Origin of the sequence: Gilvimarinus gilvus (assembly GCF_030518155.1) — a bacterium.
Classification (GTDB): Bacteria; Pseudomonadota; Gammaproteobacteria; order Pseudomonadales; family Cellvibrionaceae; genus Gilvimarinus; species Gilvimarinus gilvus.
Genome location: NZ_JAULRU010000237.1, coordinates 1 through 1,284 on the forward strand (window position 1 = coordinate 1; position 1,284 = coordinate 1,284).

General features: G+C 42.4%; 1 protein-coding gene. It reads right to left on the bottom strand.

Annotated elements, in window-relative coordinates; translation table 11 throughout:
• Positions 1–145: 145 nt before the first annotated feature.
• Positions 146–1,192, bottom strand: a complete 1,047-nt coding sequence (locus QWI17_RS03250) for an IS110 family RNA-guided transposase (RefSeq protein WP_302721068.1) — start codon at positions 1,190–1,192, stop codon at positions 146–148.
• Between the last annotated feature and the right edge of the window lie 92 nt (positions 1,193–1,284).

The following is a 1,284-nucleotide window of genomic DNA, read 5'->3' on the forward strand; positions in this document are numbered from 1 at the left end:
CTTATCTAATCAAAGCGGAAGGGGTTGGCTATTTTCATCACACAAGCATTAATCTCAAAGATTAAACAGTTAGCTTGTAAGGTCGATCTTTAAGCACAATACCACCAGTTATACACTGCTAGCTTAGATTCGCTGCCCTAAACCGTCATTGCGATCTAAAAAAGTAGTTCATATCGAATACATCGTTTCGCTTCATCATAAAGTACACCGCGCGACCGAGTTTGTGCGCGAGTATTGAAAGTGCTTTTCCTTTCCCAAATTTCTTCGTCTGTTTATCGAGGTAATCTTGAGCTGTTTTGTTACCTCTTAAGAATAAGACGGCTGCTTCGGAAAAAGCCCATTTTAAGTGCGCATTGCCGATTTTGGATCCTGAGGTGCCCATTTTCTTACCCGCAGACTCGTTGGCGCATTTCACCAATCGACAGTAGGATGCGAATTTTTGTACCGTAGGGAAGCGCTCAATGGAGAGTACTTCGTACATGATGGTCAGTGCCAGTACGTCGCCAATGCCTGGTACAGTCTTAAGTCGATAAAGCATTCTGTGATCGTAGCTTTTGGCGTGCTTAATGATGTAGTTTTCTAAACGTTTGATCTGTTCGTGCAGGCCGTCCATAACGGATATATCAGTTTCAACATTAAGACGAACAGAAGGGTTTACGAAATGATCCTCCAATCCTTGCCGGTTTCCCTTGTGAACAATGTTTTTTTCAAAGGGTTCGAGATTATATTGATAGTTGGTAATTGAGATATGGCTTTGAATTTCGCTTTTGATTCGCACGAGGTGGCTGCGCCTTCGCATGAGGTCGCGCAGTGGTCGAAGTTCTGCAGGATAAGCGTAAGCCAAAGGAAAATCACCACCTCGCATTATTCGGGCAATTTTCTCGGAATCCTTTTTGTCATTCTTTGCCTTTCCGCCATGAATGCAGCGCATGTAAAGGGCATGCCCGAGAATGAATTCTATGTCTTCGCTGGCGCATAAATCCGCGAGCCAGTACCATGAAAACATACACTCTACACCTACGACAATGTCGTCACGGTACGGCTCAATGAGTTTGAGAAAGACTTTGCCATTGGTTGGTATATTCTTATGAATCAGTATGTTAGCATCGGAATCAAATATACAGACGTACATCATTTTTGTATGCAAATCGATTCCGCAAAAATATTTGTGGGATTTGGTATAAAATCTCATGAGATGATCTCCTTCTTGATTAACTTTTTTTCGCACTCTAAGTTTAGAAGGTTCCTCCGGAATCTAGAGGAGGAGGTCATCATAAGTATCAA

Bases quoted from the DNA above. Each gene is read 5' to 3' on its own strand.
- QWI17_RS03250 (WP_302721068.1), bottom strand. From the start codon at position 1,192: ATGAGATTTTATACCAAATCCCACAAATATTTTTGCGGAATCGATTTG.